Source organism: Halarchaeum acidiphilum MH1-52-1 (genome assembly GCF_000474235.1).
Classification (GTDB): Archaea; Halobacteriota; Halobacteria; order Halobacteriales; family Halobacteriaceae; genus Halarchaeum; species Halarchaeum acidiphilum.
On record NZ_BATA01000015.1, the window covers coordinates 16,979 to 41,575 of the forward strand.

Annotated in this window: 24 protein-coding genes and 2 pseudogenes; 5 read left to right on the forward strand and 21 right to left on the reverse strand. The window is 69.0% G+C overall.

What is annotated here, in order from left to right:
* Positions 1 to 152 precede the first annotated feature (152 nt).
* Positions 153 to 461 carry a DUF7520 family protein gene (locus AOZ13_RS14400; protein ID WP_020220914.1) on the forward strand — a complete coding sequence of 103 codons (309 nt, stop codon included), beginning with the start codon at positions 153 to 155 and terminating at the stop codon, positions 459 to 461.
* Here AOZ13_RS14400 and AOZ13_RS04290 read toward each other — a convergent pair.
* The 19 genes and pseudogenes from AOZ13_RS04290 to AOZ13_RS04380 all read right to left on the reverse strand — a co-directional run bounded on the left by AOZ13_RS04290 (position 458) and on the right by AOZ13_RS04380 (position 19,647).
* Positions 458 to 1,123, reverse strand: a complete 666-nt coding sequence (locus AOZ13_RS04290; RefSeq protein WP_020220915.1) for a haloacid dehalogenase type II — start codon at positions 1,121 to 1,123, stop codon at positions 458 to 460. The genes AOZ13_RS14400 and AOZ13_RS04290 overlap by 4 nt on opposite strands.
* A 66-nt stretch (positions 1,124 to 1,189) precedes the next feature.
* Positions 1,190 to 3,190, reverse strand: a complete 2,001-nt coding sequence (acs, locus tag AOZ13_RS04295) for an acetate--CoA ligase (protein WP_020220916.1) — start codon at positions 3,188 to 3,190, stop codon at positions 1,190 to 1,192.
* Positions 3,191 to 3,391: 201 nt separating this feature from the next.
* Complete coding sequence (locus tag AOZ13_RS04300) at positions 3,392 to 4,198, reverse strand: CBS domain-containing protein (protein WP_020220917.1); 807 nt, start codon at positions 4,196 to 4,198, stop codon at positions 3,392 to 3,394.
* Positions 4,199 to 4,325: 127 nt separating this feature from the next.
* Positions 4,326 to 5,783 (reverse strand): DHH family phosphoesterase, encoded by a 1,458-nt coding sequence (locus tag AOZ13_RS04305; RefSeq protein WP_049933825.1) that lies wholly within the window; start codon positions 5,781 to 5,783, stop codon positions 4,326 to 4,328.
* 49 nt (positions 5,784 to 5,832) lie between these two features.
* Positions 5,833 to 7,301, reverse strand: a pseudogene (locus AOZ13_RS04310) (NADH-quinone oxidoreductase subunit N).
* Positions 7,302 to 8,818, reverse strand: a pseudogene (locus AOZ13_RS04315) (complex I subunit 4 family protein). It abuts the pseudogene before it with no gap.
* 1 nt (position 8,819) lies between these two features.
* The gene (gene nuoL, locus AOZ13_RS04320; protein ID WP_044957271.1) at positions 8,820 to 10,853 is read right to left on the reverse strand and encodes an NADH-quinone oxidoreductase subunit L; all 2,034 of its coding nucleotides are present in this window, start codon (positions 10,851 to 10,853) and stop codon (positions 8,820 to 8,822) included.
* Position 10,854: 1 nt separating this feature from the next.
* Positions 10,855 to 11,157, reverse strand: coding sequence for an NADH-quinone oxidoreductase subunit NuoK (nuoK, locus tag AOZ13_RS04325; protein ID WP_020221104.1), 303 nt, complete (start codon positions 11,155 to 11,157; stop codon positions 10,855 to 10,857).
* Positions 11,158 to 11,454: a hypothetical protein gene (locus tag AOZ13_RS04330; RefSeq protein ID WP_020221105.1), complete on the reverse strand. Its 297-nt coding sequence runs from the start codon at positions 11,452 to 11,454 to the stop codon at positions 11,158 to 11,160.
* Positions 11,451 to 11,720 carry an NADH-quinone oxidoreductase subunit J gene (locus AOZ13_RS04335; RefSeq protein ID WP_020221106.1) on the reverse strand — a complete coding sequence of 90 codons (270 nt, stop codon included), beginning with the start codon at positions 11,718 to 11,720 and terminating at the stop codon, positions 11,451 to 11,453. The genes AOZ13_RS04330 and AOZ13_RS04335 overlap by 4 nt, the downstream gene beginning before the upstream one ends.
* Entirely contained in the window at positions 11,717 to 12,178 is a 462-nt protein-coding gene (locus AOZ13_RS04340; RefSeq protein ID WP_020221107.1) for a NuoI/complex I 23 kDa subunit family protein, read from the reverse strand. Before AOZ13_RS04340 ends, AOZ13_RS04335 begins: the two co-directional genes overlap by 4 nt.
* Positions 12,175 to 13,230, reverse strand: a complete 1,056-nt coding sequence (locus tag AOZ13_RS04345; protein ID WP_020221108.1) for a complex I subunit 1/NuoH family protein — start codon at positions 13,228 to 13,230, stop codon at positions 12,175 to 12,177. Before AOZ13_RS04345 ends, AOZ13_RS04340 begins: the two co-directional genes overlap by 4 nt.
* Positions 13,230 to 14,906 (reverse strand): NADH-quinone oxidoreductase subunit D, encoded by a 1,677-nt coding sequence (locus AOZ13_RS04350; RefSeq protein WP_020221109.1) that lies wholly within the window; start codon positions 14,904 to 14,906, stop codon positions 13,230 to 13,232. Before AOZ13_RS04350 ends, AOZ13_RS04345 begins: the two co-directional genes overlap by 1 nt.
* The gene (locus AOZ13_RS04355; RefSeq protein ID WP_021779921.1) at positions 14,903 to 15,607 is read right to left on the reverse strand and encodes an NADH-quinone oxidoreductase subunit B; all 705 of its coding nucleotides are present in this window, start codon (positions 15,605 to 15,607) and stop codon (positions 14,903 to 14,905) included. The genes AOZ13_RS04350 and AOZ13_RS04355 overlap by 4 nt, the downstream gene beginning before the upstream one ends.
* The gene (locus AOZ13_RS04360; RefSeq protein WP_020221111.1) at positions 15,604 to 15,999 is read right to left on the reverse strand and encodes an NADH-quinone oxidoreductase subunit A; all 396 of its coding nucleotides are present in this window, start codon (positions 15,997 to 15,999) and stop codon (positions 15,604 to 15,606) included. The genes AOZ13_RS04355 and AOZ13_RS04360 overlap by 4 nt, the downstream gene beginning before the upstream one ends.
* An 86-nt stretch (positions 16,000 to 16,085) precedes the next feature.
* Positions 16,086 to 16,727 (reverse strand): 5-(carboxyamino)imidazole ribonucleotide mutase, encoded by a 642-nt coding sequence (gene purE, locus AOZ13_RS04365; protein WP_021779922.1) that lies wholly within the window; start codon positions 16,725 to 16,727, stop codon positions 16,086 to 16,088.
* Positions 16,728 to 16,729: 2 nt separating this feature from the next.
* Complete coding sequence (locus AOZ13_RS04370) at positions 16,730 to 17,854, reverse strand: 5-(carboxyamino)imidazole ribonucleotide synthase (RefSeq protein ID WP_021779923.1); 1,125 nt, start codon at positions 17,852 to 17,854, stop codon at positions 16,730 to 16,732.
* 54 nt (positions 17,855 to 17,908) lie between these two features.
* The gene (locus AOZ13_RS04375; RefSeq protein ID WP_021779924.1) at positions 17,909 to 18,169 is read right to left on the reverse strand and encodes a hypothetical protein; all 261 of its coding nucleotides are present in this window, start codon (positions 18,167 to 18,169) and stop codon (positions 17,909 to 17,911) included.
* Positions 18,127 to 19,647, reverse strand: coding sequence for a flippase activity-associated protein Agl23 (locus tag AOZ13_RS04380; RefSeq protein ID WP_021779925.1), 1,521 nt, complete (start codon positions 19,645 to 19,647; stop codon positions 18,127 to 18,129). The genes AOZ13_RS04375 and AOZ13_RS04380 overlap by 43 nt, the downstream gene beginning before the upstream one ends.
* Positions 19,648 to 19,764: 117 nt before the next feature.
* On the opposite strand from AOZ13_RS04380, the gene ribH reads away from it, so the two are divergent.
* The 3 genes from ribH to AOZ13_RS04395 are packed head-to-tail and all read left to right on the forward strand — an operon-like array spanning position 19,765 to position 21,769.
* A complete protein-coding gene (ribH, locus tag AOZ13_RS04385; RefSeq protein ID WP_021779926.1) occupies positions 19,765 to 20,175 on the forward strand; it encodes a 6,7-dimethyl-8-ribityllumazine synthase in 411 nt (136 codons plus the stop codon).
* A gap of 3 nt (positions 20,176 to 20,178) precedes the next feature.
* Positions 20,179 to 21,321 carry a pyridoxal phosphate-dependent aminotransferase gene (locus tag AOZ13_RS04390; RefSeq protein WP_021779927.1) on the forward strand — a complete coding sequence of 381 codons (1,143 nt, stop codon included), beginning with the start codon at positions 20,179 to 20,181 and terminating at the stop codon, positions 21,319 to 21,321.
* Between the two features lie 31 nt (positions 21,322 to 21,352).
* The gene (locus tag AOZ13_RS04395) at positions 21,353 to 21,769 is read left to right on the forward strand and encodes a GIY-YIG nuclease family protein (RefSeq protein ID WP_020221505.1); all 417 of its coding nucleotides are present in this window, start codon (positions 21,353 to 21,355) and stop codon (positions 21,767 to 21,769) included.
* A 63-nt stretch (positions 21,770 to 21,832) separates the two neighbouring features.
* Here the strand turns inward: AOZ13_RS04395 and AOZ13_RS04400 are convergent, their stop codons facing one another.
* A complete protein-coding gene (locus AOZ13_RS04400) occupies positions 21,833 to 22,513 on the reverse strand; it encodes an RAD55 family ATPase (protein ID WP_021779928.1) in 681 nt (226 codons plus the stop codon).
* A 79-nt stretch (positions 22,514 to 22,592) separates the two neighbouring features.
* Positions 22,593 to 24,251, reverse strand: coding sequence for a potassium channel family protein (locus tag AOZ13_RS04405; protein ID WP_020221503.1), 1,659 nt, complete (start codon positions 24,249 to 24,251; stop codon positions 22,593 to 22,595).
* A gap of 108 nt (positions 24,252 to 24,359) precedes the next feature.
* Here AOZ13_RS04405 and AOZ13_RS04410 point away from each other — a divergent pair.
* A partial coding sequence (locus AOZ13_RS04410; protein WP_049933827.1) for a heavy-metal-associated domain-containing protein occupies positions 24,360 to 24,597 on the forward strand: 238 nt, incomplete at its 3' end.

A 24,597-nucleotide genomic window follows, 5' to 3' on the forward strand; every position in this document is an offset into this window, starting at 1 on the left:
GTCCGTTACGTGACGACGACGACGAACGCCGCGACCGTCATCGCGACGACGACGCCGTAGAGCGTGAACAGTAACTTCTCCTTCTCGACCATATGCGGTTTCACGGCCGGCGACGCAAAAGGCTAATCGCCTTCGACGCCGATACACGATACGTGCGCACTATCGCGTCTACCGCGGGTCGCCGCGTCGTCCTCGTTATCTACGCCGTTGCGGTGATCATCGCCGGTCTCTTCGGCTACGTCCTCGGGTTCGTCGTGCGGCCGAACGTCCTCGACGGAACCGTCGGCTCGCTCGGACCCATCACGTTCGCGCTGTCGCCGCTGAACCTCGCGATATACGGCGCCGTGATGATCGGTCTGACGCTGGGCGTCCTCCTGTTGGGCGTCACGTACGCGTCGCGCTACGACGACGCGACGCCGATGGAGGTGACGCCGGCGGACCGGTCGAAGAACGAGAACTAGGCCAGCGCGCCCGCGAGTGCGGCGAGGTCGTCGACGACCAGATCCGCGTCCCCGCCGACGCGTTCCGCGGGATCGTTCCCCCGATTCACCCACGCCGTCGCCATCCCGGCGGCGCTCGCGCCCGCGACGTCCCATCCGTTCGAGGAGACGAGACGGCACTCGGAGAGAGGGCGATCGAGTTCGGTCGCGACGTGCTCGTAGACCGCGGGGGCGGGCTTGAGCGCGCCGACGTCGTCCGCGCTCACGAGGGCGTCGACGCGTTCGCCGATCCCGGTGTTGGCGGCGAGGGCGTCCAGCATCGCCGGCGTGCCGTTCGAGAAGACGACGGCGTCGCGCTCCGCGGTGAGCGCATCGAGGGCGTCCAACACCTCCGGGTAGGGGTCGAGATCGTCGTACGCGCCCATCAGCGCGTCCGCCGCCGCGGCGTCGAGATCGTAGTACGCGAGCGCGTAGTCGAGCGCGTCGCGCGTCACCGCATCGAAGGGCTCGTAGCGCTCCATCGCGCTGCGGTGGAAGGCGTACTCCATCTGCTTCTCGCGCCAGAGCGCGTCCACGTCGGCGGCGAGACCGGCCGGGATGTCGAGTTCGTCCTCGATGGCGGCCGCGACGCTGGAGACGTTACAGAGCGTGCCGTACATGTCGAAGCAGAGCGCGTCGGCCATGGGGATTCCACGGGCCGGGCGACACCTAAGCCGTCCGGCCGACGCGAATCGGACCGCTATCGCACCTCAGTCGTCGCCGGTCTTCCCGCGGATGTCCTCGACGACGTCCGGGTTCTGGAGCGTCGAGGTGTCACCCAGCTCCTCTTCGTTGGCGATGCCTTCGAGGAGGCGGCGCATGATCTTCCCGGAGCGGGTCTTCGGGAGTTCGGGCGTGAAGACGACCTCCTCGGGGCGGGCGATGGGGCCGATGGCGTCCTCGACGCCCTCGACGATGCGCGCGCGCATCTCGTCGGAGCCCTCGTGCCCCTCCTCGAGGATGACGTAGGCGTAGACGGCTTCGCCCTTCAGGTCGTGCTCGCCGCCGACGACCGCGGCCTCCGCGACGCCCTCGACGCCGACGATGGCGGATTCGATCTCCATCGTGCCGAGGCGGTGCCCGGAGACGTTGATGACGTCGTCGACGCGGCCGAGGACGGTGATGTAGCCGTCATCGTCGATCTTCGCGCCGTCCTCGGGGAAGTAGACCCAGTCGTCGGAGTCGTCGGAGTCCGTCTCGGAGTACTCCGCCCAGTACTCGTCGATGAAGCGCTGGTCGTTGTTGTAGAGGGTGCGCAGCATGCCGGGCCACGGCTTCTGGACGGTGAGGTAGCCGGCGCGGCCCGCCTCCACTTCCTCGCCGTGCGTGTCGACGATCTGGACGTCGAGACCGGGCAACGGTGGGCCGGCGCTCCCGGGTTTCATGTCGTTGATGCCGGGGAGGGTCGTGACCATGTGGCCACCGGTCTCCGTCTGCCACCACGTATCGACGACCGGGCACTCCTCGCCACCGATGTGCTTGTAGTACCATTTCCACGCGCGCGGATTGATCGGCTCGCCGACGGTCGCGAGCAGGCGGAGACTCGAGAGGTCGTGGTTCGCGGGGTACTCCGCGCCCCACTTCATGAACGAGCGGATGGCCGTCGGGGCGGTGTAGAGCTGCGTGGCCTCGTACTCCTCGATGATCTGCCAGAGGCGCTCGCGCGTCGGGTAGTCCGGCGTCCCCTCGTACATCATCGACGTCGTCCCGAGCGCGAGCGGACCGTAGACGATGTAGGAGTGTCCGGTGATCCACCCGATGTCCGCCGAGCAGAAGTAGGTGTCATCGGGCTTCACGTCGAGGGCGTACTTCGTCGTCCACGCGGTCCACCCGAGGTAGCCCGCGGTGGTGTGTTTCACCCCCTTCGGCTCGCCGGTCGTGCCGGAGGTGTACATGAGGAAGAGCATATCCTCGGCGTCGCGCTCGACCGGTTCGACCGTCGCGCCCTCGTGGGCGGCGAGCAGGTCGTCGTAGTCGTGCTGGTCGTCGGTGAGTTCGTGGCCGAAGCCATCGGACCCGAGGCGATCGACGACGACCGTCTCGACGTCGTGCTCGACGTCGGCGAGGCCCTCGTTCGTCTTGTCGAGGTGATCGAGGGGGTCGCCGCGGCGGTAGTAGCCGTCGCAGGTGAGGAGGTACTCGGAGTCGGCGGCGTTCATCCGCGTGGCGAGCGCCTCCGCGGAGAAGCCGGCGAAGACGACGGAGTGGGGCGCGCCGATGCGCGCGCACGCGAGCATGGCGATCGGGAGCTGCGGGATCATCGGCATGTACATCGTCACGACGTCGTCCTCGCCGACGCCGAGGTCGCGGAGGGCGGCCGCCGCCTCGTTGACCTCGCGGTGGAGTTCCTCGTACGTGATCGAGCGGTTCGCCTCGTCGACCGGCTCACCGATCCACTCGAGGGCGACCTCGTCGGCGCGCTCGTCGAGATGGCGATCGACGCAGTTGTACGAGGCGTTCAGCTTCCCGTCGGTGAACCACTCGTAGAACGGCGGATTCGAGTCGTCGAGCACCTGATCGTAGTCCTCGTACCAAGAGAGGAGGTCCGCGGCGGACTCCCAACACTCGGGCCAGTTCCCCTCGAACTCCTCGTAGATTCCCTCGTCCGTGACGTTGGCCTGCTCGACGAACGACTCCGGCGGCTCGAATACCTCCTGTTCCGCGAGTCGCGCCTCGAGTTCCACGTCGTCCGCGGGTTCCTCGTCAGCCATGATTCGTCTATACGATGGTCGAAGACGGGCATAAACCTTACCAATGGTTAATGATAGTTAAGTGATGACACGTCGGTTACGATCAGCGCGCGACGTCCACGCCCCGCACCTCAACACGCCCCGCACCTCAACGCGCGCCGCCGCCCGCGGCGTCCGTCACAGACACCGACACCGACAAGCGGGAATCACCGCGGGATTGCATCACTGAAATCGCTCGGTCGTCTCCACGAGCGGGTGGCGCGCGTAGTCGACGACGTTCACGTCCTCGACGGATTCGAGACCCTCCTCGCGCGCCGTCCGCGCCATCCCGAGGTCGACGCGCTCGCCGAGCACGATGACGTACGCGTCCATGCGATCGACGCCCGTCGTGTGCGCCGCCATCGCGCGGTGGTGGCCGTCCGCGAGCAAGAGGTCGCCGCCGTTGTCGATGACGACTAGCGGTTCCGTCAGCCCGCGTTCGATCTCGTAGCGCCGGCCCTCCAGTTCGTCGGCGTACACCTTCCCCTGCGTCGGCACGAGATCCGCGATCGCGACCTCGCGTCGCTCCTCGCTCGCCTCCACGTCGTGGATCGTCTCCAGCGTTCGCAGGAGCTTCCCCACCTTCTCCGGCGTCGCGCGCTCGATCTGCGAGCGGATGACGTCGGCGTTCGAGATGATGCCCACGAGCGTCCCCGCGTCGTCCACCACCGGGAGCTTCTGGATGCCCGAGCGGAGGATGACGCGCGCCGCGTCGTTCACGTCCATCTCGGGGTGCGCGACGAGCAGGTCGTCCGACATCACGCGGAACATCGGCGTGACGTCGTCCGCGTCCAGCAGGTCGCGGGCGGTGACGAACCCCTCGACCTTTCGGCCCTGCGTCACCGGGAACCCGTTGTGGCCGTCGCTCTCGACGATGCGTCGCGTCACCTCCGCGACGGTGTCCTCCGGGGCGACCGTCGCGACGTCCCGCGTCATGTAGTCACGAACGCGGGGCTTCCCGCCGGTCTCGACGTCGAACGGCTCGTCCATCGAGTCGAATCGACGCGATCGACGGACAAAAACGCGTTGACGCGCCCGCGACGCCCGTTCGGGACGCGGTCCCCCCGCTCTCTCTCCCCGACCCGCGACGGCGTGCTATTCGACCCGCGACGGCGCGCTATTCGACCCGCGCGTCGCTCGTCGGCGACGCGGACTCGTCGGGCTTCGCCGCGTCGCGCACCGCCTCGAAGAACCGCGGGGTGATCGCTCCTTCGAGGACGGACGCGAGCGTATCGCCCGCGTCGTCCTGCACGGCATCGAAGACGCCGAGCGGGAGCTGCGCGCCCGCCATGTCGGTGTGTCCGCCCGCGCTCCCGACGCCGTCGAACGCGACGCGGAGGACCTCACCGAGGTCGACGTCGTTCCCGCGGCCGCGCGCGGAGGCGTAGACCGTCCCGTCCATGAACCCGTAGACGAACGTCACGGTCACGCCCTGAATGGCGAGCAGTCGGTCCGCGGCCTGCGCGATGGCGTCGCGGTCGGTGATCGCGCCGACGCAGGAGGCCAGCACCTCGCCGTCGACCTCGCGATTTCGGATGCCGCGCGCGACGACCTCGAAGGTGTCCGCGCTGATCGACGGGCTCTCGATGCGCTCCAAGACGTCGATGTTCGCGTGCGGGAGGAGGGCGGCCGCCGCCTCGAAGTCCTGCTGGGTGATCTCGCGTTTGAAGTCCTTCGTGTCGATGCGGATACCGTAGAGGAGCGCGGTCGCGAGCGCCTCCGTGAGATCCACGTCGAAGCAGTCGAGATACTGCGTCACGATGGTGCTCGTCGCGCCGACGTCCTCCCGGATGTCCGCGAACGGGACCGACACCTCGCCCTTCGGTGGGTGGTGGTCGATCACGACGTCCACCGGCGTCTCCGGGTCGAGCTGGTCGTTGACGCCGGGCGCGGAGTGATCGACGAGCGCGACGGTGTCGAACTCCTGCTCCGCCTCGGCGTCGAGGCGCGTGAGTTCGAGTTCGAGGAGGTTGACGAACGCCCGGTTCTCTTGGTGGCTGATGTCGCCGAAGTAACACGGTTCCGCGTCCACGCCGAACGCCTCCGCGATCCGGCAGAGCGCGACCGCGGCCGCGATGGCGTCCGGATCCGGGTTGTCGTGGGCGAGCACCGTGAGCGACCCCTCGATCGATTCGAGGATCTCGCGGAGGTGACGGGCCCGCGCGGCCGTCCCGCGCTCGACGCGCGTCTCGATGTGTTCGACGAGGGCCTCGCCGGCCGAACACACCCGGTCGGCGGTCTCCGCGAACGTCGCCCGGTGTTCGGCCGTCGCGCCCGTCCCCGTGTAGGCGACGAGGTAGGCGTCCGGGAAGGCCTCCGCGGCGGCCTCGGTCGCGAGCGCGTTCACCGTGACGTCGTCGCTCGCGACGAAGACGAGATCGGGGTCGCCGCCGAGACGCTCGACGGCCGCCGGATCGGTGACGTCCGCCCGCTCGGCGGCGACCTTCTCGTTGCGCAGCGACTCGATACGGCTCTCGTCGGGATCGAGCACGAGCAGTTCGCCGGAGCGCTCGCGCACCGAATCGAGGACGGTGTGCGCGACCGTCCCGCTGCCGAGCACCAGACGGGATACCATCTGCTCTATCTCTGGGCCGACGGGCAGTAAAGCCTGCCGTCTCCGCCAGTTACGCGCTCACGAGGGCGCGTGCCGCCGCGTTCGCCCACGAGAAGACGACGTCGGGGGCGACGAGCAGCGCGACGGTGACGACGGCGGCGACGACGACGGCGGCGTAGATCGCGACCGGGCGCTCCCGGGCGTCGATCGCCGCCGCGGGATCGTTCACCCAGACGGCCTTGACGAGCCGGCTGTAGTAGAACAGCGAGAGCGCGCTGTTCACGATCCCGACCGCGGCGAGCCACCAGAGCCCGGACTGGACGGCGCCGAAGAAGAGGGCGTACTTCGTCCAGAAGCCGCCCCCGACCGGGAGACCGGCGAGGCTGAACAGGAAGACGGCGAGCGCCGCGCAGGCGACGGGGGCCGAGCGCCCGAGACCGTTGTAGTCCTCGAAGGTGCGCCCGACGCCCCAGCGCTCGGCGAGCGCGACGACGAGGAACGCGCCCGTGTTCATGAAGCCGTAGACGAACAGGTGCGCGAGACCCGCGCGGACGACGTCGACGTCGCTCGCGGGCGGCCCGGAGAGCGCCGCGAGGGCGATGAGGACGTAGCCGGCGTGGCCGATGCTGGAGTAGGCGAGCATCCGCTTGACGTTCTCCTGCGTCGCCGCGGCGACGTTACCGAGCGTCATCGTGACGACGGCGAGCACCGCGAAGACGACCGTCCACGGGATGCCCAGTTGGTCGAACGCCGCCGCGGGGAACGCGAGCAGGAAGACCCGGAACGCCAAGGCGAACCCGGCGGCCTTCGAGGCCGAGGAGAGGAACGCGCTGACCGGCGCGGGCGCGCCCTCGTACGCCTCGGCGCCCAGAAGTGGAACGGGACGCTCGCGGTCTTGAACGCGAAGCCGCCGATGACCATGACGACGCCGGCGCCGAGCACGGTGACGTGCGCGTTCCCGTGCACCGCGCGCGCGAGCGCCTCGAAGCCGAAGACGCCCGTCGCGGCGTAGACGAGGCTGATCCCGTAGACGAGGATCGCGGAGGAGAGCGCGCCGACGAGGAAGTACTTCAGGCCGGCCTCGACGCTCCCCTCGTCGTGCTTGAGGTACGCGACGAGCGCGTACGCCGGCAGGCTGACGAGTTCGAGCGCGACGAACCCCGTGACGAGGGAGTTCGCGGCCGCCATGACCGACATGCCCGTGGTCGCGAGCAGGACGAGCGCGTAGTACGCGGAGCGGTGCGGTTCGTCGCGGACGTAATCGTAACTCGCGAGCGAGACGAGCGCGGCGACGGCGCCGAAGACGACCGTGAAGAACAGCGTGGAGGCGTCGACGGCGAGCGCGCCGTCGAAGAGCGCCGTCCGCCCCGTCCCGGCCGCGAGGAACCACGCGGCGACGCCGGCGCTCAGCGCGCTCGCGAGCGTCGCGATGCCGGCGAGCAGTCCGTTCTTCCGCGTCGTCGGCGCGATCGCGTCGACGACGAGGACGAGCAGTGCGGCGAGACCGAGGACGTACTGCGGGGTGAGTGCCGGTAGCATCTAGAGACCACCTCCGAGGGTGGTGACGAGCGCCCCGACGGCGTCCTGAATCGCCCCCATGAACGTCCCGGGGGCGACCCCGAGGTAGATCGAGAGGAGGACGAGGACGACGGCGGGCGCGAGGTCGCGCCGCGAGCGCGCCGACACCGCAGCCGGCGCCTCGAACGGACCCATGAGGACGCGCTGGAGGAGCCTGAGCAGGTAGCCGGCGATGACGACGATGCCGAACATCGCGACGGCCGTGACGAGCTGCGCGTGAGCGTACGGCGCGGCGAACGAGCCGGTGAAGACGAAGAACTCGCCTGCGAAGCCGGACATGAGCGGGAGACCCATGTAGCCGAACGCGCCGGCGACGAGTACCGCCGCAGCGACCGGCATCCGATCGGCGAGCCCGCTCAGTTTGTTCACCATCCGCGTCCCCGTCGCGTCCTCGACGTACCCGACGCCGAGGAAGAGGACGCTCACGAGCAGGCCGTGGCTCACCATCTGGAAGGTCGCGCCCGCGATCCCGTAGTTCGTCGCGGCGACGCTCCCGAGGAGCACGAAGCCCATCGACGGGATCGACGTGTAGGCGACGAGGCGCTTGGCGTCGCGCTGCGCGAGCGCCGCGAACGCCCCGTAGAGGACGGTGAGTGCGGCGAGCACGGCGAGGGGGAGCGCCCACTGCCGGATCAGATCCGGGAACATCGTGACGTTGAAGCGCAGCAGCGAGTACGTCCCCATCTTCGTGACGACGCCCGCGAGCAACACGGTGACGGGCGTCGGCGCCTCCGTGTAGGCGTCCGGCAGCCACGTGTGGAACGGGACGAACGCGCTCTTGACGGCGAAGCCGAAGAAGAGCGCGAGGAACGCGACGCCCGTGAGCGCGCTCGCCGAGAGACCGAAGGCGGCGTGGACCGCGCCGGTGCGGACGGCGTGCGCGATGGGCGCGAACTCGAAGGTGCTGACGGGCGTCGCGGCGACGAGCATCACGAACCCGACGAACAGCACGAGGCTCGCGACGTTCGTGTAGACGAAGAACTTGATCGCGGCGTAGCGCCGGCGCGGGCCGCCGTACACCGCGATGAGCAGGTACATCGGTACGAGGACGAACTCCCAGAAGACGAACCAGACGAAGAAGTCGAGCGCCGAGAAGACGCCGATCAGGCTCGCCTCCGTGAACAGCAAGAGCGCGTAGAACAGCGAGCGCCGCTCGTCGATCTCGTCCCACGCCGCGACGACGGCGATCGTCGTCAGAACGGCCGTGAGAAGGACGAGCGGGAGGCTGATGCCGTCGAGACCGACGTGCCAGTCCACCGCGTAGCCGCCGATGGAGGTCCACGCGGCGGTCGTCTCGAAGGCCGGTGTCCCGCCGAGCAGCGCGTTCCCCGCCCCGTCGAAGGTAGCGTACGCGTAGCAGCTCCGACGAGCGGAAGCAGACTGCAGACGGCCGCGAGGCGACCGGCGTACTTCGATGGGACGAGCAGCACGGCGAACGCGGCGACGAGCGTGACGGCGAGTAAGGCTTCTACGAGCATGTCAGAACCACCCCCCGAGGAGGAGGACGATGACGAGTAAGACGACGAGCCCGAAGACGAGCTGCGTCGTGTACGTCGTCACGACGCCGGTCTGGACGCGCCGGAGCCGATCGGACGCGACGAGACTCGTCGAGGAGACGCCGTCGACGACGCCGTCGACGACGCTCCCGTCGACGACGTCGACCGCGCGAGCGAGGGGTTCGGCGACGCCCTCCGCGAGCCACGTCTGGAACTCGTCTTGGTAGTAGTTGTTGTACAGCAGGGTCTTCGTGGGACCGAGCGCGTCCGTCTTCTCGGTCGGCTCCGGGACGTTGTACCACGTCCACGCGAGCGCGACGCCCGCGAGCGCGAAGACGAGCGAGAGGACGGCGGAACCGATGGAGCTGACCGACGCGGCGTGGAAGCCCGCGACGTCGACGACGAGCTCGTGGTAGTGCTCGGCCGTCGCGCCCGCGAGTCCCGGCAGCGGGCCGTTCAGCCACCGTTCGAGGAACAGGAGGTGGTCCCCGACGACGCCCTTGAGCGGGTCGACGTTCACGAGGCCGATGACGGCGGCGAGCACGCCCAGCACCGCGACCGGGACGCGCATGTTCGCCGACGCGGCGTCGGCGTTCGCCGCCGTCTCGCTCCGCGGCTCACCGTGGAAGGTGAGGAACACCATCCGGAAGGTGTAGAACCCGGTGAAGCAGACGGCGACGAGACCCATGAGGTAGGCGAACAACACGAGCGGCTGCCCGCCGAGACCGACCGCGAGCGCGCGGTGCAACACGGCGTCCTTCGACCAGAAGCCCGCGAACGGCACGATGCCGGCGAGCGCGAGCGACCCGGAGAGGAACGCCCAGTAGACCGTGGGCATCCGGCTCTTAAGCCCGCCCATCTTCCACATGTCCTCGTCGTGGTGCATCGCGATGATGACCGCGCCGGCGCCGAGGAAGAGCAGCGCCTTGAACGTCGCGTGCGTCAGCAGGTGGAAGACGCCCGCGACGTACCCCCCGGATCCGAGACCGAGCATGATGTACCCGTACTGGCTGATGGTGGAGTACGCGAGCACCTGCTTGATCTCGCGCTTCACGAGCGCCATCGTCGCGGCGAACAGCGCGGTGCCGCCGCCGACGAGCGCGATGACCGTGAGGACGGTCGGCGTGAGCGCGTAGAAGCCGTACATCCGCGCGACGAGGTAGACGCCGGCCGCGACCATCGTCGCGGCGTGGATGAGCGCGGAGACGGGCGTCGGACCCTCCATGGCGTCCGGGAGCCACGTCTGGAGGGGGAACTGCGCGGACTTCCCGATGACGCCGCCGAGGATCAGGAGTCCGAGGACCGTGAACCACGTCTCGGGCGTGAACCCGAACGTGCGCACGGTCGCCTCGCCCTCTAGCGCCGCGTGGGCGAGCGCCGGGAAGGACGCGTCGCCCGCGAACGCCGCCGTGCCGAACGTCCCGAGGACGCCGACGAGACCGACGAGCAGGAAGTAGTCACCGAAGCGCGTGACGAGGAAGGCCTTCTTGGCGGCGCTCGCCGGTCCCGACTCGCGGAACCAGTGGCCGATGAGCCACCACGAGCAGAAGCCGACGAGCTCGAAGAAGACGAACGCCTGCAGGAGGTTCGCGGCGAGCGCGAACGCGAGCATGCTCGCCGTGAACAGCCCGAGACCGGCGTAATACCGGGGGAGGCCGGACTCGCCCTCGTCGTTCATGTAGCCGAGGCTGAAGACGTGGACGAGCAGCGAGACGCCGCTGACGATCACGACCATCATCGCCGAGAGCGGATCGACGAGCACGCCGAAGGTCAGCGCGAACGACGCGCGCGCGGCCGGGACCCACGTCCAGACCTGCGAAGTCGTCGCCGCTCCGCCGCTCACCGCGAGGAACGCCAGCGCCGAGAGGACGAGCGAGATCGCGGTCGCGGCGATCCCGGGGAGCGCGCCGCCCCGCGGGAGCGCGTTCGGCTTGTAGTGGCCGACGAGCAACGCGACGAGGAACGCCGCGAACGGCACTAGGGGTATCGCGGGTGCGACTGCGAGTGCGCCCGCCATCTTACCACCTCATACTCGTCGGTTTCGTGATGTCCACGTCTTTGAAGTTCCGATACACGACGAGGACGATGCCGACGCCGACGGCGACCTCCGCCGCGGCGAGCGCCATCGTGAACAGGCTGAACACCTGCCCCGAGAGCGTCCCGTACTGCGCGCTCGCCGCGACGAAGACGACGTTCGCGGCGTTCAACATGAGTTCCACGCTCATGAGGTAGACGAGCGCGTTCCGGCGCGCGAGGACGCCGAAGACGCCGATGCAGAACATCGCCGCCGAGAACACGAGGTAGTACCGGAGGGGGACCATCTACGCCTCACCCCCATCCTTGCGCGCGAGCGTGACGGCCGCGACGACGGCCGCGACGAGCGCGATGTCGATGATCTCGAACGCCGCGAGGAACCCCTTCGAGAGCAGCGGCGTCTGTTCGACGAGACCGAGGAGCGCGTACCCGATGCCCGCGGTCTCGGCGGCGTCCGCCGGGAACCACGCGGCGCTCCCGAAATCCGCGAACAGGAAGGCGCCGGCCAGCACGACGAACAGCACGATCGCACCCGCGCCGCGGGCGAGATCCGCGTCCGTCGCGAGCTCGGGACGCGTCGTCATGCCGTCACCTCCTCGGGGCTCTCGTCGCGCTCGGTGAGCATGACGGCGAACGCCAGCAGGACGAGGACGCCGCCGACGTAGACGAGCACCTGCATCGCCGCGACGAACTGGGCGCCGAGCATCACGTAGTGGACGGCGACGCTGAACAGCGCGCCGCCGAGCGAGAGCGCGGCGTGCCACGCCTGCTTCGAGAGCACGACGCCGGCGCTGAAGCCGAGCGTCACGAGCGCGAAGACGACGAACGCCGCGAGTTCGAGGCTACTCACTGGTAGTCGACCTCCCCGTCGCCCTCGCCGACCCACGCGCCCCGGTCGGGCTCGCGGGCCGCCAGCGGGTCGATGTCCTTGTACCACGGGACGTTCCCGAGCTGTTCTTTGTTGTAGACGAGGTCGTGTTTCGTGTCGCCCGTGAACTCGAAGTTCTCCGTGAGGAGAATCGCGTCCACGGGACAGACCTCCTCGCAGAGCCGACAGTAGATGCACTGCGCGACGTGGAGGTTGTACTGTTCGCCCTGCCGTTTGTCGTCGGTGACGATCTGGATGGTGTCGTTCGGACACACCTTCTCGCACTGGCGACACCAGATACAGCGCTCTTGGCTGAACTTGTGGATGCCGCGGAACCGCGGGGAGACCTCGGGGGCCTCCTCCGGGTACTCGACGGTGAACGTCTTGCCGTCCAGCGCGTGCTTCATCGTCGTCGCCATCGACTTGAGGAGTCCGATCATGTGTGGATCACTCCCACGATGATGGCCGTGAGAACCAAGTTCGCGAAGGAGAGGACGAGGAGTCCCTTCCAGCCGATCTCGAGCATCTGGTCGACGCGGACGCGCGGGATCGCCGCGCGACACCACTGCGTGAAGAGGAACACCGCCCAGATCTTCACGCCGAACCAGACGATCCCGAGCCACGCCGGGCCGGGCCCGGCGGGACCACCGAGGAACAGCGTCGTGATCACCGCGCCGCTGAGGAAGATGTGGAGGAACTCGCCGAGGAAGAAGAGCACGAAGTAGATGCTCGAATACTCGGTGATGTACCCCCCGACGAGTTCGGTGCCGGCCTCCCCGATGTCGAACGGGTTGCGCCCGACCTCCCCGAGGCTCGTCACGAGGAAGAGCGCGAGCGCGAACGGGTTGAGGAAGCCGTACCACGCGGGGATCGAGACGCCGGCGACCGTGAACAGCGTCCCCTGCTGGGCCGCGACGATGTCGCTCAGCCGGAGCGTTCCCGCGAGCAACACGATGGACGCCGCGGTGACGACGAGCGGGATCTCGTAGGCGATGCTCTCCGCGACCGATCGCATCGAGCCGAGCAGGGAGTACTTGCTCCCGGAGGCGTACCCCCCGACGACCATGCCGACGCTCGCGATACTCGAGACCGCGAAGACGTAGACGAGACCGATCTCCGGGTCGGCGAGCTGCAGCCCGCTCCCCATCGGGATGACGGCGAACCCGAGCAGCGCCGACAGCGGGAGGATGGCCGGCGCGATGTCGAAGGCCGGCCGATCGGCGCCGTCCGGGATGATGAGTTCCTTCGACATCAGGCGGACCGCGTCGGCGGCGATCGTCGTGATGCCGCCCGGGCCGTTGCGGTTGATGGCGATGCGGTCGGTGAACATCGCGGTGATCTTCCGCTTCGCCCACGGGCCGGCGAGCGCGGACGTCGTCAGCATGATCGTGACGACGACGCCCGCGATCACGGCGTCGAGGACGATCTCGAGCCAGAGCGGCGGCGTGGCGTAGCCGAGCCACTCGGCGATCGCGACCGGTGCCGTCGCCATCAGCGGTCCACCTCACCGAGGATGATGTCGAGGCTGCCGAGCGTCGCGATCAGGTCGGGGACGTACTCGCCCTCGGCCATCTCCGGGAGCGCCTGCAGGTTCGAGAAGCAGGGACTCCGGATCTTGAAGCGCGCGGGCGTGTCCGTCCCGTCCGAGCGGATGTAGATGCCGAGTTCGCCCTTCGCGCCCTCGACGGCGCGATACACTTCGGCGTCAGGCTCGGGGTTCAGCGTCCGCGGGACGTTCGCCTGAATCTCGCGCTCCTCCTCGTCCCAGTCCTCGAGGAGGTCGACGCACTGCTCGATGATCCGCGCGGACTGCTCGACCTCGCGCATCCGGACGAGCAGGCGCGAGTAGTTGTCCTTCCCGTCGTCCGTGATCACGTCCCAGTCGAGGTGCTCGTAATACCCGTACGGGTCGTCGCGTCGGAGGTCGTAGTCGATCCCGGAGGCGCGCGCGACCGGCCCGGTGACGCCGTACTCCTTCGCCGTCTCGGGTTCGAGGACGCCGGTATCGACCGTCCGGAGCTGGAACAGCTCGTTCTCCGTGATGAGGTCGTGGTACTCGTCGATGCGGTTCGGGAGGTCGGCGAGGAACTCCCGGACCTGCGCGAAGAACTCCTCGCGGGGCTCGGGAACGTCCCAGACGACGCCCCCGAGACGGAGGTAGTTGAACATCATGCGCTGGCCCGTGAGGTCCTCGAGGATGTTCTGGACGACCTCGCGGTCCCGCATCGCGTACATGAAGATGGCGGTGAAGTCGCCGTAGATGTCGAGGCAGAACGTCCCGAGTGCGAGCAGGTGAGCCGCGATCCGACAGAGTTCGGCGCTCATCGTCCGAACGACCTGCGCGTACTCGGGGACCTCGATGTCGTTCAAGTCCTCGGCGACGCGCGCGTACGCCCACTCGTTGAGGATGCCGGCGGAGCCGTAGTCCCAGCGGTCGGGGTACGGCATGATCTGGTGCCGATAGGTCCCGGACTGGGCCATCTGCTCCTCGCAGCGGTGCAGGTAGCCGATGTCGGACTCGACGTCCGCGACCGTCTCCCCGTCCAGCACCGCCTTCAAGTGGAGGACGCCGTGGGTCGCCGGGTGGTGGGGACCGATGTTGACGAGCATCGTGTCCGCGTCGCGATGATCGTCCGCGAGCGGGTTCTCGTGCTCCTCGAACGTGACGATCTGGGGTTTGTCTTGGTTGTAGTCGCGCCCGAGCGGGTGTCCCTGCCACGTCTCCGGGAGGAGGATCCGCCGGAGGTCGGGGTGCTCGTCGTACTCGATTCCCACGAGATCGTACGCCTCGCGCTCGTGCCAGTCGGCCGTCCGGAAGACCGGTTCGGCGCTCTGGCTGACGGGGCGATCGCGGGGCGTCGGCACGACGACGGAGACCTCCTCGGTCGGGTCGTCGTACTTCTTCAGGTGGTAGATCGACTCGAAGCGATCGGCGTACTCCTGTGCGGTGACGTTCGAGAGGTGATCGAAGCCCGCCTCCTCCTTGAGCGACGAGAGGGCGTCCTGCACGCGGTCGGCGCGCACGACGAACCCCTCGGCGTTCCGGTGGGTCTCACGGGAGACGACGGCGTCGCCGAGCAGTCCCTCGATCGCGTCGTAGTCGACGCCGCGCGCGGGCGACTCCTCCGGCTCCGCCTCCCCGTCCGCCGGTTCTTCCGTCTGGCTCATGGCGAATCCGCCCAGTTGTAGCGCATGACGAGGCTCTCCTCGTCGATGTCGTCGGCGAGCTTCTCCACCAGTTCGTCCGTCTCGAGGTCGCCGAACTGCTCGAGCTCGTACGGCTTGACCGTCACCGGGGACGTCTCGCCGTTCCGGACGCGCTCTTGCAGTTTGGCGATGCCGTAGACGAGCGCCTCGGGACGCGGCGGACAGCCCGGGATGTGGATGTCCACGGGGATGACCTCCTCGGTGCCCTTCACGACGTTGTAGCCCTGCTGGAACGGCCCGCCGGACGTCGAACACGAGCCCATGTTCACGACGAACTTCGGCTCGGGCATCTGGTCGTAGACCCGCTTCATCCGCGGAGCGAACTTCGAGACGATCGTCCCGGGGACGATCATCACGTCCGCCTGTCGCGGCGAGGCGCGCGGTACGCCGGAGCCGAAGCGGTCGAGGTCGTGTTTGACGGCGTACGTGTGCATCATCTCGATGCTACAGCACGCGATCCCGAACTGGAGCATGAACATCGAGGAGCCACGTACCCAGTTCATGAATGAATCGAACTTCGTGAGGATGAACGGCGTGGAGCCGAACGCCTCGCGAAGCGTCGAGTTGAACCGCGAGTCGACCTCGGACATGCGGTCCTCGCGGGTCTTCGTCTGCGGTGCGGTCGTGTCGATGATGTCGTCGCGGGGTTTCTCCCTACTCATGTGTTGAACTCCGTGTCTGCGCTCGACACCCAGCGGATGACGCCCGTCCGCCACGCCCAGCCCAGCCCGATCACGAGAACTGCGATGAAGACCAACATCGGGGCGAGCGCCGACCCGAGGCCGGCCGCGCCGACGGCGTCCTGATAGATAACGGTCCACGGGAAGATCAGGACGGTCTCGATGTCGAAGACGACGAACAGCAGCGCGACCATGTAGTACTGGATGTTGAAGTTGAGTCGCGTCCCGCCCGTCGGGACCTCACCGCTCTCGTAGACGGTTTCTTTCCCTTTCTCCGGCACGCTCGGCCGCAGCAGCCTCGACGTGTTCATCATCACGGCGGGTATCGAGGCGGCCACGACGGCGAACACGCCGACGGCGATCCATTGATTCATACGTCCGTATCACGCGGCACTTCACCCCCCACGCGTATAAACGTTGATTCTTTGTGACGCGCCCCAAACCCAAGAAATCAGGGGTTTCAGCCGCTCTCCTCGAACGCGGACGTGCCGAGTTCGTGCAAGCGACGCGAGACGTCGGCGACGCCCTCGCGGCGCTCGTCGTGGAGCGCGACCAGCCGGTCGCGCAGATCGTCGTGTTCGCGCGCCAACACCTGTGCGGCGGAGAGCGCGGCGTTGTACGACTTCCCTGCGTCGACCGCGGTCAGCGGTGCGCCCGTCGGCATCCCGATCACGGAGTCCACGGACTTCTCCTGCACGGGCACGCCGATGACCGGGACCGGATACGCGATCGAGGCCGTCATGTTCGGGAGGTCCGCGGACTTCCCGCCCGCGCCCGCGATGACCACGTCGAGACCGCGCGCCTCCGCGGTCTCCGCGTACGCGTACATCAGATCCGGCGTCCGGTGGGCGGAGACGACGTACGACTCGAAGGTGAAGCGCTCCGCGGGCGGGTCGTCGTAGTCCGTCACCTCCGCGAAGCCGAGGTCGATCAGCGCCTCGGACGCCCCGCGCATCGTCGGGAGATCGGAGTCGCTCCCCATCACGATGCCGACGTCGGGCGTCGCCTCGCGCTCGCGTTCCGCCTCCGCGCGGAACGCCGCGCAGAGTTCGTCCACCGCGTCCTGTGCCTCGTCGAGATCGGGGTCCGTGATGCTCGTCATGGTCACTCGAAGGAGAGTTCGTCGCGCGCCTCGTTCGCCCGGTCGCTCGCCTGCTCGACGTCGTCACCGATGGCCGTCACGTGCCCCATCTTCCGCAGCGGGCGCACGTCGCGCTTCCCGTACCAGTGGAGCGCCGCGGTCGGCACGGCGAGCGCCTCGGGGACGCCGGAGAGCGCGGCCGGTCTCGTCTCCGCGACGTCGCCGAGCACGTTCACCATCGCCGTCGAGTCGCGGAGCGAGGGATCGCCGAGCGGCAGGCCGAGGACCGCCCGGACGTGCTGCTCGAACTGCGAGGTGACGGCGCCCTCGATCGTGTAGTGCCCGGAGTTGTGCGGGCGCGGGGCGATCTCGTTCACGAGCACCTCGCCGTCGACCTCGAAGAGTTCGACGCCGTAGACGCCGCGCCCGCGGAGGACGTCGAGGACGTCCGCGACGACGGCGCGCGCCTCGGCGACCACGTCGTCGCTCGCGGCCGGCGGGACGCGCGTCTCGCGCAGGATCTCCTCTTCGTGGACGTTCTCGGCGATCGGGAACTGCGTGTTCTCGCTCGCGCCCTTCGTCCCGATGGCGGAGAGTTCGCGCTCGAAGTCGAGCAGTTCCTCGGCGACGAGTCCGTCGAGGTCGCCGAAGTAGTCCTCGGCGTCCGCGACGGTCGCCGCGACGTGGTTGCCGCGGCCGTCGTACCCGCCGTGGCGAGCCTTCACCATCAGCGGCGCGCCGAGGTCGTCGAAGGCGGTCTCCAGATCCGCGGCGTCGTCCACGCGGCGGTACGCGGGCACGGGGACGCCCGCCTCGTCGAGGGTCTCCTTCTCCGCGAGCTTGTCCTCGGTCGTGCGGAGCGTCCACGGGTCGGGGTGGACGGGGACCTCGACGTCCGCGAGCAGGTCGGCGTCCGCGAGTTCGATCTCGAACGTGAGCGCGTCGGCGCGCTCGGCGAGGGCGGCGAACGCCTCGGGGTCGTCGAAGTCGCCTTCGATGTGATCGGCCGCGGGCGTGGCCGCGGGGCAGTCCGGCGTCGGATCGAGGACGATCACGTCGACGCCGAGCGGCGACGCGGCCTCGGCGAGCATCCGACCGAGCTGGCCGCCGCCGACGACGCCGAGCGTGGTCCCGGGTGGCGTCTGCATACCCGGAGATGTGGACGGGAGTGTATAAGGGTTGTCGGAGTCTGATGGGGATATTCACGAACGTGTGGGTGCGGTCGTCGCGTTCGCGGGCGATCGCACGGACGCATTCGTGGTCCCCGTCGACGCTCCGGCGGTGTCGTTGCGCACGAAGAACACCGTCGGCGTGTCGGTCGCGGTGAGCCGGTAGGTCGTCGAGTGGTATCCGTCGAGCTTCGGCGCGACCGCGTCGTAGTTCTGCGCGAGAGTCACGACGACGGGCGCCGTCGTGTCGTTCAGCGCGTCCGGGTGGCCGACGCTCGACGTTCGCGCGCCCATCGCCTCGAAGTACCACGCAGCGGGAGGCGCCACGTCCAGTGGCCGGGTTCGGAGAACGACTCGTCCGGCGCCGCGGCGGGTTCGCTCGCCGCGTAGAAGTGCCCGCCGTAGTAGAGCACGTCCGGGCCCGAGGCGTTCGCGTTGGCCGCGACCGCGTCGTCGATCTCCGCGAGCGTGTCCTCCATGTGCGCGTTCGGCTGGCCGTACTGGACGAGCGGCCCGGACCGCTCGGGGTGGACGAAGGCGGTCGAGATCCCGGTGAACGCCACCCACCCGAGGAGGATCGCGACCGATGCGAGCGAGACGACGGTCCCGATACCGACGTCGCGCGAACGTCCCCGGACCGCGTCGGCGAGCGAGCGGGGGAGACCGCGGACGAGCAGGCCGCCGCCGACGGCCGCGGGGACGGCGAGCGGGACGACGACGTGGATCATCGCCCACGGCGCCGAGATGTCGGAGATCGCGGGGTAGATCACGAGCGACGCGCCACCCCAGTAGCCCGCGAAGGCGACGACCGGCCGCGGACCGCCGTCCGTGTAGCGATCGTAGAGGAAGCCGAGGACGGCGAGGAGGGTGAGGACGAGCGCGCCCCCGACGAGCGTGTGTAGGTCGTCGACGAGGAAGTGAACGTAGCTGTGCGGGTGTCCGCCGACCCACGTGTCCGCGAACTTCTCGACGGAACCGATCGTCGCGCGCGAGACGACGCCGGGGAACTCGCTCGGGTGCGTCAGGGCGTGCCCGAGTTCCGGGCGGGGCGCGTAGAAGAAGACGACGACGGCGAAGAAGACGACGACTGCGCCGACGACGTCGCGCGCCCAGCGGCGGAGACCACGAGCGGTGGCGACGGCGCGCTCGCGGAGGGCGGTCCCGGCGCTGCGGTCGCGGGCGCGCGCCGTGACGAGGAGCCAGTCGAGGAGGAGCGCGAGCGCGCCGATCCAGCAGGCGACGTAGACGAGCGCGTTCTCCTTCGTCGTGAAGGCGAGACCGAGCGCGAGCGCGCCCGCGTACAGGTGGCGCCGCCGGCCGGTGTCGTACGCGCGGACGAGGAAGGCGAACGCGGCGAACGCGAACGCGGCGAGGAGAGCGTCGTTGCGCATGAACCGCGAGTAGTAGAGGAGCAGGGGGTTCGCCGCGAGGGCGACGGCGAGGACGACGGTCTCGACGCGCGAGAGGCGATCGCGCAGGAGCCACGCGGTCAGCGGGAGGAGACCGCCGACGAGCGCGACGACGGTGCGCATCGTCGCGTCGCTCGCGCCCGCGACGTCGAAGACGAACCGGTTCACCTGAAAGAGGAACGGGCCGTGAACGATCGGGTGGTAGGTGTACCGCCCCGTCTCGGCGTAGCGGAGGATCCAGTAGCCGACGCGGCCCTCGTCCCAGTGGGCGACGCGATACCCGAGCGCGAGGAAGCGGGCGACGAGCGCGACGGCCGTCGCGGCGACGACGCCGGCGGCGACGCGGCGATCCGTGTCGGTCATCTGCTCGAAGCGTCGCGATGGGATCGGGTAACTGTTTCTGAAGACGGCCGTCGCCCGCGGTCGGACGGCGCACCGGAGAACGGTAGCGTTTTGCCGGCCCGGGTGGACGTCTCACGCATGGTGTCCTTGGGACTGGTCGTCGCCGAGTTCAACCGCAGCGTCACCGAAGGGATGGAGGCGGCCGCCCGCGACGCCGCCGACGCGGCCAATGCGACGGTCGTCGAGACCGTCCACGTACCGGGCGCGTACGACGCGCCGCTCGTCGCCGACCGCCTCGCCCGCCGCTCCGACGTCGACGCCGTCGCGGTGCTCGGCGCCATCGTGACCGGCGACACCGATCACGACGAGGTCATCGGGCACGCCATCGCGTCGACGCTCAGCGACGTGAGCCTCGAGCGCGACGTCCCCGTGACGCTCGGCGTCTCCGGTCCCGGAATGTCGGGCGCGGAGGCCAGAGAGCGCGTCGAGAAGGGCGCCGAGGCCGTCGAGAGCGCGATCGACCTCGCGGACACACTGGAGGACCTCTAACACATGGAATTCGCAGACCGCATCACGCGTGTCGAACCGAGCGCGACGCTCGCGGTGAGCAACCTCGCGAAGGAACTCGAAGCCGAAGGGAAGGACGTCGTCGACCTCTCCGTCGGCGAACCCGACTTCGACACCCCGGAGAACGTCGTCGAAGCCGCCGAGGAGTCCGTCGAGCGCGGCGACACGGGGTACGCGCCGTCGAACGGCGTCCCCGCGCTCCGCGAGGCCATCGCGGCGAAGCTACAGAACGACGGACTCGACTACGACGCCGGCAACGTCATCGTCACGCCGGGCGCGAAGCAGGCGCTCTTCGAGACCTTCCAGACCGTCGTCGATCGCGGCGACGAGGTCGTCCTCCTCGACCCCGCGTGGGTCTCCTACGAGGCGATGGCGAAGATGGCCGGCGCCGACCTGACGCGCGTCGACCTCGCCGACCACGACTTCCAGCTCGAACCCGCCCTCGACGACCTCGCCGACGCCGTCAGCGGCGACACCGAACTGCTCGTCGTGAACTCCCCGAGCAACCCGACGGGCGCCGTCTACTCCCGCGAAGCCATGGAGGGCGTGCGCGACCTCGCCGTCGAGCACGACATCACCGTCATCAGCGACGAGATCTACCAGCATATCAACTACGGCGCGGAGCACGTCAGCCTCGCTGGCTTGGAGGGCATGTACGAGCGCACCGTCACGATCAACGGCTTCTCGAAGGCCTACTCGATGACGGGGTGGCGCCTCGGCTACCTCGCCGCGCCCGCGGACGTCATCGCCGAGGCCGGCAAGATCCAGTCGCACTCCGTCTCCTCCGCGACGCACTTCGTCCAGTACGCGGGCGTCGAAGCCCTCGAAAACACCGAGGCGGCCGTCGAGGAGATGGTCGAGGCCTTCGCGGAGCGCCGCGAGTTCCTCCTCGATCTGCTCGCCGAGCACGGCGTCCAGCCCGCGACGCCCGAGGGCGCGTTCTACATGATGCTCCCCGTCGACGACGACGACCAGTCGTGGTGCACGAACGCCCTCGAGGACGCGCACGTCGCGACCGTCCCCGGCTCCGCGTTCGGCGCACCCGGCTACGCTCGCGTCTCCTACGCGAACAGCAAGCAGCGCCTCGCCGAGGCCGTCGAGCGCCTCGTCGAGGAGGGTTACCTGTAGGTTTTTCGCCGTCGAGCGCCTTCGTGACGGCGTGGATCCCGGCACGTACACGCTCCTCGTCTCGCTCCCCGCGAGCACCGACGTCACCTTCGGCGCCGCGGGCGAGCGCCGCCTCGATCCGGGCTGGTACGCCTACACCGGCTCCGCCTTCGGTCCCGGCGGTCTCTCGCGCGTCGAACGCCACCGCCGCGTCGCCGCGGGCGAACACGACGTCCGCCACTGGCACGTCGACTCCCTCACCGGCCACCCGGAGACGCGCCTCGACGCCGTCTACGTCACCGAGAACAGGGATCACGAGTGCGCGATCGCCCGCGCGCTGAACGACGCGGCCGAGCCGATCCCCGGTCTCGGCGCGTCGGACTGCGACTGCGAGACACACGTCGCCTACGCGCCCGAGCGGGAGACGGTGGCGGCGACAGTGCACGGGGAACACGAAGCGGAACGGTAGCACGAGGGAGCGCAGGCCTTCGTGTATCCGCCGCGGGCGACCCGACACGGAAGACGGTCGCGGTCAGTCGAACGCGACCCAGTCCGTCGGCGCGTCGGTGACGCCGCGAACGCGCGCCTCGCGGCCGCCGCCGTCCGCGAGGCGGATCTCGATCATCCCGTCGAAGAGCTGGCTGATGGTGTTGACCTCCTGTTGGTCGTGGCTGTCGGGATCGATGGCGAAGAGCCCGAGCCAGTCGCGACTCTGGATCTGACTGGTGAAGACGTGGAGGAAGCGAAAGAGCCGCTGGAGGTCGACGTACATGAGGAGCGGGGAGAGGGAGTCGAAGCCGACGCGGACGCGCCGTCGGTCCGTCTCCTCGGCCTCGCGGGCGATCTCGGAGAACTCGATTCCGATACCGGTGAGATCGCCCGGCGAGGAGACGTCGTGGACGCGCGCCCCCTCGACGTCCGTCTCCACGTCGGAGCCGACGCAGTCGATGACGCGGAGGAAATCGTGTCCGTCGCTGGGACGGACGTCGAGGTAGTCGTCGATGACGTCCCCGGCGGGGTTTCGGGAGGTCACGACGACGGACCCCTCCCCTTCGCTCGCGCCGCGAGCGAGGAGCTTCAGAAGGAGCTGACGTTTTCCCGACATCGCCGGACCGCTGACGAGCAGGTTCGTACCCGCCTCGACCTCCGTGAGCAGTTCCGGCGGGAGGGCGCCGTCGATCTTGTATGGCATGTCTGCTGAGTGTACCGACATCTCCTCTCGATGCTGTCCGTGGGTCGTCTATGCTCAGCCAACATAAGTATGTGCGGGATAGCGGTGAGTCGAAGACGAGTCAGTCGCGGTCGCGAGAGTCGACCGTGGTAACGGAGCCGACGAAATCATTGAACGACGCGACGGCCTCGTCGGTGCCGGCGACGACGAGGCGATCGTCCTCGCGGAACTCGAAGTCCGGCGGGAGATCGGTGCGGACGGCATCGCCGCGCTCGACGGCGATGACGGTGCACCCGGTGCGGTCGCGGACGTCCGCGCCGGCGAGGGTCCGCCCGGCGAGATCGGGGGCGTCGGTGTGAATGATGGTGACGCCGGTGTCGAGACTCATGACGTCCTCGCCGAGGATGGTGTCGGCGAGCATCCGCCCGCTGACGGTCGCGAGCGCCATGACGTAGTCCGCGCCGGCGGCGTAGACCTTCGAGGCGGAATCCCGCTCGTCGACGCGGGCGACGATCTCGAGGTCCATCGTCTCCTCGCGCGCGACGAGCGTGGCGAACACCGTGTCGGTGTCCTCACCGAGCGCGAAGACGAGCGCCGTCGCGTCGTCGACGCCGGCCTCGTCGAGGACGCTCGGATCGGAGACGTCACCCACGACGTCGATCGCGCGCTCGTCCGCGACGTCCACGACGGTGTTCTCGACGCCCTGACTGTCGAGGACGTTCTTCACGGTCGAGCCGACTTCGCCGTGGCCGGCGACGACGACGGGACCGCGGGTGTGCGAACGGTGCTCGGAGAGCGTGAGTTCCTTGAGGGATTCGAGATCCTCCTCGCGACCCGCGACGAGCAGGATCGCGTTGCGGTCGATCGGTCGATCCGGCTCGGGACCGCCGACGAACTCCCCCTCGAACCACGCGCCGACGACGTTCACGCCCGTACGCTCGCGGAGCCTGCTCTCCGCGAGGGTGGTGCCGTCGAGGTCGCTGCCGGCCTGAATCGGCATCTCCGCGACGGCGAAGTCCTCGCCGATCTCGACGGTCTCGCCGAGGTCGGTACTGACGGCGGCGGTCACCTTATCGGCGAGCGAGCGCCCGAGAATGGCGTGCGGGCTGAGCACCTCGTCAGCGCCCGCGTACTCCAGATACGTGGCGACGTCGCTGGACTCAGCGAAGCTGACGATGCGGACGTCGTCGTCGACGGCGCGCGCCGAGAGGGCCATCATCGCGTTCGCCTCGTCGGTGTCGTCGAGGACGACGCTGCGCGCGCTCGCCACGTTCGCGGCCTCGAATCCCGCGGCCGTCTCGGGATCGGCGAAGACGACGGCGCGGCCGGCCTCGTGGTGGCGGCGCGCGGCCTCGCGCTCCCCGACGAGGATGACGTGGGGGACGCCGGCCGCGGCGAGTTCGTCGATGAGCGTCTCGCCGCGCGCGGAGAAGCCGGCGACGACGACGTGATCGTCGAGCGCCGTCGACGTCGGGGGATCGATTTCGAGACGGCGCTCGACCCACGGGGCGACGAACAGCGGCAGCGTGAGCACGAGGAGGACGAGCCCGGTGAGCTGCATCAGCATGACGAGCACGTTCATCGGCGCCGTCGCCCACGGTGCGTCCTCGCCGTACCCCGTCGAGGTGAACGACTGCACCGTCACTTCGAGCGCGCGGACGAGCGTCACCGGTCGCCCTTCGAGGTGCGCCATCCCCCACTGGTAGGCGAGCGCGTAGCCGGTGACGGTGACGACGAGCAGCGCGACGTACCCCGCGGCCCGTCGCTTCTGGGCGTTCATTCATCGGGGTGGTGGGGCGGTAGCGATATAACGCCGGCGCCAGCGTCACGCCGATGCCCTCCCCGGGTTCCCACAACACCCTAAGGGCACCCGGTCGAAGGGGCGGGTATGGCGACGAAACTCCGCGTGCACGGTATGGGCTGTGACGGTTGCGTCGACATCGTCTCGGGCGCGCTCTCGGAGGCCTCGGGAGCCGGCGACGTCGCGGTCGATCTCGACTCCGGGATCGCGACCGTCGAGGGCGACGTCGACACCGACGAACTCCGTGGGAAGGTCAAACGATCCGGCTACGAGGCGGATCTCGTCGAGTCCGAGCCGATATCGGCCGACGAGGAGGAGACGGTCG

What these genes read in the sequence shown, in the direction of transcription:
- AOZ13_RS04290 (WP_020220915.1), bottom strand. Translation starts at nt 1,123, where the DNA reads ATGGCCGACGCGCTCTGCTTCGACATGTACGGCACGCTCTGTAACGTC.
- acs (WP_020220916.1), bottom strand. Translation starts at nt 3,190, where the DNA reads ATGGCTGACGAGGAACCCGCGGACGACGTGGAACTCGAGGCGCGACTC.
- AOZ13_RS04300 (WP_020220917.1), bottom strand. Translation starts at nt 4,198, where the DNA reads ATGGACGAGCCGTTCGACGTCGAGACCGGCGGGAAGCCCCGCGTTCGT.
- AOZ13_RS04305 (WP_049933825.1), bottom strand. Translation starts at nt 5,783, where the DNA reads ATGGTATCCCGTCTGGTGCTCGGCAGCGGGACGGTCGCGCACACCGTC.
- nuoL (WP_044957271.1), bottom strand. Translation starts at nt 10,853, where the DNA reads ATGGCGGGCGCACTCGCAGTCGCACCCGCGATACCCCTAGTGCCGTTC.
- nuoK (WP_020221104.1), bottom strand. Translation starts at nt 11,157, where the DNA reads ATGGTCCCCCTCCGGTACTACCTCGTGTTCTCGGCGGCGATGTTCTGC.
- AOZ13_RS04330 (WP_020221105.1), bottom strand. Translation starts at nt 11,454, where the DNA reads ATGACGACGCGTCCCGAGCTCGCGACGGACGCGGATCTCGCCCGCGGC.
- AOZ13_RS04340 (WP_020221107.1), bottom strand. Translation starts at nt 12,178, where the DNA reads ATGATCGGACTCCTCAAGTCGATGGCGACGACGATGAAGCACGCGCTG.
- AOZ13_RS04345 (WP_020221108.1), bottom strand. Translation starts at nt 13,230, where the DNA reads ATGGCGACGGCACCGGTCGCGATCGCCGAGTGGCTCGGCTACGCCACG.
- AOZ13_RS04350 (WP_020221109.1), bottom strand. Translation starts at nt 14,906, where the DNA reads ATGAGCCAGACGGAAGAACCGGCGGACGGGGAGGCGGAGCCGGAGGAG.
- AOZ13_RS04355 (WP_021779921.1), bottom strand. Translation starts at nt 15,607, where the DNA reads ATGAGTAGGGAGAAACCCCGCGACGACATCATCGACACGACCGCACCG.
- AOZ13_RS04360 (WP_020221111.1), bottom strand. Translation starts at nt 15,999, where the DNA reads ATGAATCAATGGATCGCCGTCGGCGTGTTCGCCGTCGTGGCCGCCTCG.
- purE (WP_021779922.1), bottom strand. Translation starts at nt 16,727, where the DNA reads ATGACGAGCATCACGGACCCCGATCTCGACGAGGCACAGGACGCGGTG.
- AOZ13_RS04370 (WP_021779923.1), bottom strand. Translation starts at nt 17,854, where the DNA reads ATGCAGACGCCACCCGGGACCACGCTCGGCGTCGTCGGCGGCGGCCAG.
- AOZ13_RS04375 (WP_021779924.1), bottom strand. Translation starts at nt 18,169, where the DNA reads ATGGGCGCGCGAACGTCGAGCGTCGGCCACCCGGACGCGCTGAACGAC.
- AOZ13_RS04380 (WP_021779925.1), bottom strand. Translation starts at nt 19,647, where the DNA reads ATGACCGACACGGATCGCCGCGTCGCCGCCGGCGTCGTCGCCGCGACG.
- ribH (WP_021779926.1), top strand. Translation starts at nt 19,765, where the DNA reads ATGGTGTCCTTGGGACTGGTCGTCGCCGAGTTCAACCGCAGCGTCACC.
- AOZ13_RS04390 (WP_021779927.1), top strand. Translation starts at nt 20,179, where the DNA reads ATGGAATTCGCAGACCGCATCACGCGTGTCGAACCGAGCGCGACGCTC.
- AOZ13_RS04400 (WP_021779928.1), bottom strand. Translation starts at nt 22,513, where the DNA reads ATGTCGGTACACTCAGCAGACATGCCATACAAGATCGACGGCGCCCTC.
- AOZ13_RS04405 (WP_020221503.1), bottom strand. Translation starts at nt 24,251, where the DNA reads ATGAACGCCCAGAAGCGACGGGCCGCGGGGTACGTCGCGCTGCTCGTC.